Source organism: Sphingomonas sp. 2R-10 (assembly GCF_030062225.1).
Taxonomy (GTDB): domain Bacteria; phylum Pseudomonadota; class Alphaproteobacteria; order Sphingomonadales; family Sphingomonadaceae; genus Sphingomonas.
Window position 1 is genome coordinate 1 of sequence record NZ_JASCXF010000067.1, and the last position, 7,725, is coordinate 7,725.

The 7,725-nt window shown below is 70.0% G+C and carries 6 protein-coding genes; 4 read left to right on the forward strand and 2 right to left on the reverse strand.

Annotation, left to right across the window (positions count from 1 at the left end; all coding sequences use genetic code 11):
• Window positions 1-272 precede the first annotated feature (272 nt).
• The 4 genes from QLH51_RS19370 (at window position 273) to QLH51_RS19385 (ending at window position 4,967) form a co-directional block, all read left to right on the forward strand.
• Entirely contained in the window at window positions 273-2,744 is a 2,472-nt protein-coding gene (locus tag QLH51_RS19370) for a PhoX family protein (RefSeq protein WP_125662654.1), read from the forward strand.
• A gap of 223 nt (window positions 2,745-2,967) precedes the next feature.
• Window positions 2,968-3,273, forward strand: coding sequence for a PadR family transcriptional regulator (locus tag QLH51_RS19375; RefSeq protein ID WP_206429322.1), 306 nt, complete (start codon window positions 2,968-2,970; stop codon window positions 3,271-3,273).
• Window positions 3,270-3,902 carry a hypothetical protein gene (locus QLH51_RS19380; protein WP_125662648.1) on the forward strand — a complete coding sequence of 211 codons (633 nt, stop codon included), beginning with the start codon at window positions 3,270-3,272 and terminating at the stop codon, window positions 3,900-3,902. The genes QLH51_RS19375 and QLH51_RS19380 overlap by 4 nt, the downstream gene beginning before the upstream one ends.
• A gap of 27 nt (window positions 3,903-3,929) precedes the next feature.
• A complete protein-coding gene (locus QLH51_RS19385; protein WP_125662645.1) occupies window positions 3,930-4,967 on the forward strand; it encodes an alpha/beta hydrolase in 1,038 nt (345 codons plus the stop codon).
• 407 nt (window positions 4,968-5,374) lie between these two features.
• On the opposite strand, the gene gspD is transcribed toward QLH51_RS19385, so the two are convergent.
• Together gspD and QLH51_RS19395 are read right to left on the reverse strand one after the other, a co-directional pair.
• Window positions 5,375-7,435 carry a type II secretion system secretin GspD gene (gene gspD / locus QLH51_RS19390; RefSeq protein WP_206429321.1) on the reverse strand — a complete coding sequence of 687 codons (2,061 nt, stop codon included), beginning with the start codon at window positions 7,433-7,435 and terminating at the stop codon, window positions 5,375-5,377.
• An 11-nt stretch (window positions 7,436-7,446) separates the two neighbouring features.
• The coding region (locus QLH51_RS19395) for a PDZ domain-containing protein (protein WP_125662642.1) at window positions 7,447-7,725 on the reverse strand (279 nt) is incomplete at its 5' end.

Here is a 7,725-nt window from a genome sequence, read left to right on the forward strand (position 1 = left end):
CCCCCGCCCCGCCAACGACAGCGCGCCGCATCCACCGCGCGGTCGAACAGGCTGGGCCGGATCGGCGCGCTGTCGTTGGCGGGGCGGGGGTCTGCGGCCATCGCCCTCCCCTACGCCCGGCATCGACCTGCGGACAAGCGCGTCATCGAACTGTCGTCGTTTCGCCATGCGATCTTCATCGATCCGCAACCGCCATGTCGCAGCCATGCGCCAACGCAGGCGGCGGGAGGGTGCCGGCGTGGCCGGTGTCCGGAAAATAAGCGGGGAAAATCATGGCGAACACCGACCTGACCATCGGATACGACGATGGCGATATCGAAACCAATCCTAGCACCGGACCCAGCCTGCAGGACCTGGTCGACCAGCGGTACTCGCGGCGGCAGGCATTGCGCGGCGGTGCGTCGACCGCGGCGGTCGCGGTGTTCGGCGGCACGCTGCTCGCCGCCTGCGACGACAAGGTCGAAGGCATCGACAACACGCCGCCGGTCGTCGGCGCCAGGGCGGACGGTGCGACCAGCGCGGGCCGCGTCGTCACGCTGACCGGCACCGCCACCGACGACAATGCGATCGTCAGCCAGGTCTTTACGCAGGTGTCGGGGCCGACCGTCGCGCTGTCGAGCACGACGCCCGGCGTCGCCACCTTCATCGCGCCCGCCGTGGCGGCGACCACCAGCCTCGTGTTCCGCTATACCGCGACCGACGCGAAGGGTGCGGCGAGCAGCAGCGACATCACCGTGGCGGTCGCGCCGCCGACGCTGGGCTTCACCGCCGTGGCCAGGAGCCTGGCCGACGTCGTCACCGTGCCGACGGGCTATACCGCGACCGTGCTGTACCGGCTGGGCGATCCGCTGAACGTCGCCACGCCCGAATTCGCCAACAACGGCACCGACACCAATTACGGCGCGCGCGCCGGCGACCATCATGACGGCATGAGCTATTTCGGGCTGGCCGCCACCGGCACCGCGCGCGACGCGAACAATTCGCTGCGCGGCCTGCTGGTGATGAACCACGAGAACATCTCCGAGCAGTATCTCCATGTCGCCGGCGTGACGCCGGGCGCCACGCGCCTGACGTCCGAGGTGGTCAAGGAAATGGAATGCCACGGCGTGTCGGTGGTCGAGGTCGTCCGGGGGACGGACGGCAAATGGAGTTATGTGAAGGCGTCGTCGTTCAACCGCCGCATCACCCCCTATACCCCGATGGCGTTCAGCGGCCCGGTGAAGGGCAGTCCGCTGCTGTTCACCGCCTATTCGCCCGACGGCACCACTGGGCGCGGCACGATCAACAACTGCGCCAACGGCCATATGCCGTGGGGCACGTACATGACCTGCGAAGAGAATTGGGCGGGCTATTTCCGGCGCGACAGCGGCGACAATGCGCAGCGTGCCGCGCTGGTCGGCGCGAAGTCGACCCAGGCGTTCACCCGCTACGGCCTGTCGCAGCGTGCCGGCAACTATGGCTGGACGACGGCGGCGGAGGCAACGACGGGGTCGACGCTAATCGGCAAGTTCAACGCGACGATCGATCCGGCCAAGCCGGTGAACGGCACCGGCGACTTCCGCAACGAGCCGAACCAGTATGGCTGGTGCGTCGAGATCGATCCCTATGATCCGGCATCGACCCCGCGCAAGCGCACCGCGCTGGGCCGGATGAACCACGAGGGCGCCTGCCCCGGGCGCGCCATCGCCGGCGTGAAGCCCGCCTTCTACATGGGCGACGACGCGCAGAACGAATATATCTACAAGTTCGTGTCGAACACGCCATGGGCCGCGGCCGATGCGACCGCGACCGACCGCCTCGCCATCGGCGACAAGTATCTCGACGCCGGCACGCTGTACGTCGCGAAATTCAATGCCGACGGGTCGGGCGAGTGGATCGCGCTGGTGTTCGGGCAGAACGGCCTGAACGCATCGAACGCGCTCTATCCGTTCGCCGACCAGGCCGACGTGCTGACGCATTGCCGCCTCGCGGGCGACGCGGTCGGCGCGACGCGGATGGACCGGCCGGAATGGACCGCGGTCAACCCGGCCACCGGCGAGATGTACTGCACGCTGACCAACAACTCGTCGCGCAGCCCTGCGCAGGTCGATGCGGCCAATCCGCGCTCGTACATCGATCCGCGCACCAACGGCACGCGGTCGACCGGCAATGCCAACGGCCATATCGTCCGCGTCCGCGAGGCGGGCGACACGACCGAGGCGACCCGCTTCACCTGGGACGTCTATGCCTTTGGCGCCGGGGCCGATCTCGACCCGACCAACATCAACCTGTCGGGCCTCGACGCGACCAACGACTTCTCCAGCCCCGACGGCCTGTGGTTCGGCAGCCCGACCAACGCATCGGGACAGGTGACGCCGGTGTTGTGGATCCAGACCGACGACGGCGCGTACACCGACGTCACCAACTGCATGATGCTGGCGGCAATGCCGGGCAGCGTCGGCGACGGCGGCACCCGCACGATCACCAACACCGGCGTGTCGGCGACCAGCACCGCGACGACCCGCATCGGCAAGGCACCGGGGACGACCATGCGCCGTTTCCTGGTCGGGCCGGTACAGTGCGAGATCACCGGCATCGAATCGACGCCGGACGGCCGCTCGCTGTTCGTGAATATCCAGCATCCGGGCGAGGGCGGGGCGTTCAACGCGCCGACCAGCACCTGGCCGGCGACCACCGCCGGCAGCCGCCCGCGGTCGGCGACCGTGGTCATCACCAAGGACAACGGCGGCGTGGTCGCGCTGTAACTCTTTGTTCCTGAACGGTTCGGGCGGGCGGTGGTCGAAAGGCCGCCGCCCGTTCCGCGTCCAAAGGTCACGAAAGTCACACTCGTGCGCCATTCGCACGGCACCGGTGGCTGCCGCTCCGGGGCGGGGACGGCCAGGGCAATCGACGCATCGTGCCAGCAACCCCGGTTGTAGGAAAGCGGCCGCCGTTGACTCCTAAATCTACATATGTTTGATTTGCCGCATGGTTCGCGAACGACGTCCTTCGAAACAGATGCGCGCGCTGCTGGCGGTGCTGTCGGCGCAGCCGGTGGCGTGGCGGCACGGCTATGACCTGATGAAGGAAACCGGGCTGTTGTCGGGCACGCTGTATCCGCTGTTGATGCGGATGAGCGATCAGGGGCTGGTCGAGGCGGAGTGGCGCGAACCGACCCAGCCGGGGCGGCCACCGCGCCATGCCTATCGCCTGACCGGGGCGGGACGGGCGCTGGCGGCGGCGCAGGATGCGCCCGACGCGCCCGATGGCGATCCGGCGGCGGTGCCGGCATGAGGATCGCCATCGCCCGCGCGCTGCTGGTGCTGGCGCAGCGGTGCCTCGGCCCGCGGCGGCGGCTCTGGGCGCAGGCGATGGAGGGCGAGTTCGCCGAGGCGGTCGATGGCGGCGCGCCGCTGCGCTTCGCCGCCGGATGCCTTGGCGTCGGCGTGCGCGCGCTGGTGGCGCAGCCCGAGGGGCGGTTCGCGATCGCCGCGCATGTGCTGGCGGTCGGGGTGGTGGTGCCGATGGCGGGGCTGCTGCTGTGGAGTGCCGCCATCGGTTTCCCCTATCTGGCGTTCGACCGCATCGGTACCGGCGTGCCGATCAGCGGCTGGCCGAGCGTGCCGGTGACCTATGCCAACCAGTCGGGCGTGCCGTGGCTGGCGGCGATGACCGCGCTGCTGGGCGTGGGCCACGCGCTGCTGGGCTGGGCGATGCTGGAGCGCGACTGGCCGCGGGTGGCGATGCTGTGCCGGCTGGGCGCGGCGCTGGTGACGACGGGCATCGCGTTCAGCGCGATCCTGTTCCCCTATGACCCGTGCGCGCTGCCGCAGGCGCTGGCGATCGGGATCGAGCTGATGGCGGTCGTGCTGCTGGTCGAATGGCATCGCGAGCTGCCGGACGACGGACAGGCCGCGCGATAGGGCGAGGCGTTTCGACAGGAGGCGTGGATGATCGGTAAGGCGCTGGTTGCGGTGGCATTGTCGGTGGCGGCCCCGGTCGCGGATCCGCCGCCGGTCGTGCGCGCGACGGTGACGATCGCGTCCGATCCGGGCGTCGCGCTGTCGGGCGAGTTGCAGCTGCCCGCGGGCAAGCGACGGCCGCCGGTCGTGCTGCTGCTGGGCGGGGGCGGACCGTCGCCGCACGGCATCTATCCGCTGCTGGAGAAACGGTTGCTGGCACGCGGCATCGCGACGCTGAGCTTCGACAAGCGCGGCGTCGGCGCGTCGAGCGGCGCGTTCCTCGACGCGATGGACGTGGCGCAGCGCGATGCGGCGGCGGTGCTGGCGTGGCTGCGCACGCGGGGCGACGTGATCGATCCGGCGCGGATCGCGGTGCTGGGGGTGAGCCAGGGCGGCGTGATCGGTCCGGCGCTGGCGGTCGATGTGCCGCCGGTCGCGGCACCGCCGATCGTCGCGGTGGTGATGATGGCGGCACCGGCGGGGGAGCGCGGTGTGCTGTTCCTCGATGCGATGCGCGAGCAGCTGGCACTGTCGGGCATGAAGGCCGAGGCGCTGTCGCCGGTGATCGACGCCACGCGGCGCTATCTGGACGGGCTGACCGGCGGGGCGGCGGCGGGGTTGGTCGCGGCCGATCGTGCGGCGATCGTCGATGCGTTCGTCGCGGAGGGGTGGACGCGGGCGCAGGGCGAGGGGGCGGTGAAGACGCTGGGCGATCCGGCGACGTCGTCCCTCTACACCGTGGGGCCGGGGGCGGTATTGCGACAGGTGACGGCGCCGGTGTTGGCGGTCTATGCCGCGGGCGATACGGTAGTGACGAACCGGTTGGCCATCCCCTCCGCGCTCGCCGCGCTGGAGCAGAATCCCGATGCGACGATCGCGTGGATGCCCAAGGTCGAACATGGGTTCAAGCCGCTGGTGGCGACGGTCGCGGGCAAGCGCGAATATCAGGGGTGGCCGATTTCCGATCCCGATACCATCGACCTGATCGACCGGTGGCTGGGGAAGCGGCTGGGGGTTGGGGAGTAATCTTCTCGCGTCACCCCGCCGGTAGCGACCTGCCGTTCGATCGCGGCGCTGCCGTACCCCCGCGCAGTCGGGGGTCAAGAGTCAAACAAATCAGCAGCATCGTATGCCGCCCTGAACTCCCGCCTGCGCGAAACCTCTGCGAAAGTCTCGAGCAGAGCCAACTACTCGCCGTACCCCGGCGAAGGCCGGGGTCCAGTTGGAAAGGCTTGTCCGTATCTTGCCAATGCCCCCCCAACTGGGCCCCGGCCTTCGCCGGGGTACGGATGGAGGGCTTTGCAGACGTCTCGCCTGCGCGGGGGTACGACAGCGAATGTTGCGCAGGTTCCGACCTTCGCCAACGTCCCGTGTTACGCTGCGGTCGGCAAGGAAGCGGGACCACGGGTCAAGCCCGGGGTGACGGCTGGGCCTCAATAGATCCCGTCGATTTCCATCGTCAGGCGCGGGGCGGGGGGATTGAGCAGCAGGCTGCGCTTGTCGCCCTGCAACACCTCGTCCCGCCGCAGCCGGTCGTAGCGGCTTTTCGCCGCCGCCGTGGCGTCCGCCCCGTCGCGCAGGATGGTGGGTTTGAGGAAGACGAACAGCGTGCGCTTCTGGCGGCGTTCGGTGCGGCCCTTGAACAGTTCGCCGACGATCGGGATACTGCCGAGGATCGGCACCTGACTGCGGGTGCGGTTGTAGTCGTCGCTGGTCAGGCCGCCGAGCATGATCGTCTGGCCGTTGTCGGCGAGAACGGTGGTGCTGGTGGCGCGCTTCTGGGTGATGAGGTCGGCGGCGCCGTTGAGCTGGGTCGGCGACAGCGCGGACGCTTCCTGGCTGACTTCCAGCCGGATCGTGTCGCCGGCATTGATGCGCGGCACGACGCGCAACGTGATGCCGACGTCCTTGCGCTCGATGGTGGTATAGGGGTTGGCGGTGCCGTTGCCGGTCAGGATCGATCCGGTGACGAACGGCACCTCCTGCGCCACGATCAGTTCGCCCAGCTTGTTGTCCAGCGTCGTCACCTGCGGCGTCGACAGCAAATTCGCCTTGGACGAGGTGCTCAGCGCCTGCACGAGGATCGAGAAATCGTCGCCGATCGTCACGTTGCCGCTGAGCCCGTTGCCGAGCAGCGCGGCACCGGGCACGCCGAGGACACCCAGTATCCGCCCGAGCGACGAGCCTGCGTTGTCGAACGAGGTGCCGACCCCGCTGAACTGGTTGAGCGCCGCGCCCGCCGTACCGATCTGCACCGCGAGCTGTTCGGCATCGTCGCCGGAAATCTCCACGATCGCCGCCTCGATCAGCACCTGCGGGCGGCGGACGTCGAGGTCGGGGATCAGGCGTTCGATCTGGGCGATGGCGGTCGGCGTGCCGCGGACGACGACGGCGTTGATGTCGGGCGCGGGCTGGACGGTGATGTCGGGGGTGGCGAAGCCCTGTGCCGGGGTAGCCGACGGGTTCTGGCCCACGGTGCCGATGCCGCCGTTCATGCCGGTGGCACCCGTCGCGCCGCCGAGACCGCCCGAGGCGGCGGCGAGCGCGCCGGCACTCGCGCCGCCATTGGCGATCAGGCCGGACAGCGCCGCGCCGGCATTGTTGCGCTGGCTGATGGTCGACAGGCTTCGGGCGACCGGGTTGGTCGCCGACTGCTGCTGGCCCAGGATGCCGCGCAGCACTTCGGTCACGCTTTCGGAATCGGCATAGTTCAGGCGGAAGACGCGGGTCGACATCTGCGCGGCTCCGCCGCGCGCGTCGAGCGACTGGGCGATGCGGCGCGCCTCGGCGACGCCCGCCGGGGTGCCGCGCACGAGGATGGTGTTGCTGCGCGGATCGCCCGCGACGCGCGCGCCGCCTTCGCCCAGCACCGCCTGCATCGCCGTTGCGATATCGCCGGCATTGCCGTTGGTCAGGGTGATGGTGGCAAAGGTCGATCCGCCGCCACCGTCCAAGGAGCGGGCCAGCGCCTCGATCCGGCGGACATTGTCGGCATAGTCGGTGACGACGATCGCATTGGGTTGCGTCAGCGGCTCGACGCTGCCGAAGCTGGCGACCAGCGGGCGGACGATGCGCGCGGCATCGGCCGAGGGCACGTTCGACAGGCGGACCATGCGCGTCGTCAGTTCCTGCCCGCCGACGCCGCGCTGGCGCACGCCGCCGTCGCGGACCGCATTCGCCTGCGGAATGATGCGCCATGCCGAGCCGGAGCGGACCGCGGCGAAGCCGTTGGCGCGCAGGACCGACTGGAACAGTTCCCATACCCCCGCCGGCGAGAGCGGTTCGGCGGAAGTGACGGTCACCTGCCCCTTGACCGTCGGATCGAGGATCAGCGTGCGGCCGGTGATGCGGCTGATCTGGTCGGCGACGTCGGCGATCTCCACGCCGCGCATGTTGACGACGATGTCGGCCGCCGGCGTCTGCGCGGCCACCGGCGACAGGCTGGTCGCGGCGAGCATGAGGGCGAGGAAGGCGGGAGCGAGGCGATGGCGCACGGGAGGAAACCCTAACGGATGGGAATGGAGACGGTGATCGGCTTGCCGTCGCGAAGGATGGTGACCTGTGCCTGCCCCGAAGCGGCGGCGCCGGCGATGGCGGCGTTGACCGCCGACTGGTCGGTCATGGCGGCGCCGTTGACCGACTGGACCACGTCGCCCGGCCGCATGCCCGGCGGGGCGTTGGCGCCGATCGCATAGCCGCCGGCGACCGGCGTGGCGTTCAGGCGGGACAGCACCGCCTGCGCACCGGGCGGCGGCGGGGCGGCGGGCAGTGCGATCGGCTGGCC

What these genes read in the sequence shown, in the direction of transcription:
- QLH51_RS19370 (WP_125662654.1), top strand. Translation starts at nt 273, where the DNA reads ATGGCGAACACCGACCTGACCATCGGATACGACGATGGCGATATCGAA.
- QLH51_RS19375 (WP_206429322.1), top strand. Translation starts at nt 2,968, where the DNA reads ATGGTTCGCGAACGACGTCCTTCGAAACAGATGCGCGCGCTGCTGGCG.
- QLH51_RS19380 (WP_125662648.1), top strand. Translation starts at nt 3,270, where the DNA reads ATGAGGATCGCCATCGCCCGCGCGCTGCTGGTGCTGGCGCAGCGGTGC.
- QLH51_RS19385 (WP_125662645.1), top strand. Translation starts at nt 3,930, where the DNA reads ATGATCGGTAAGGCGCTGGTTGCGGTGGCATTGTCGGTGGCGGCCCCG.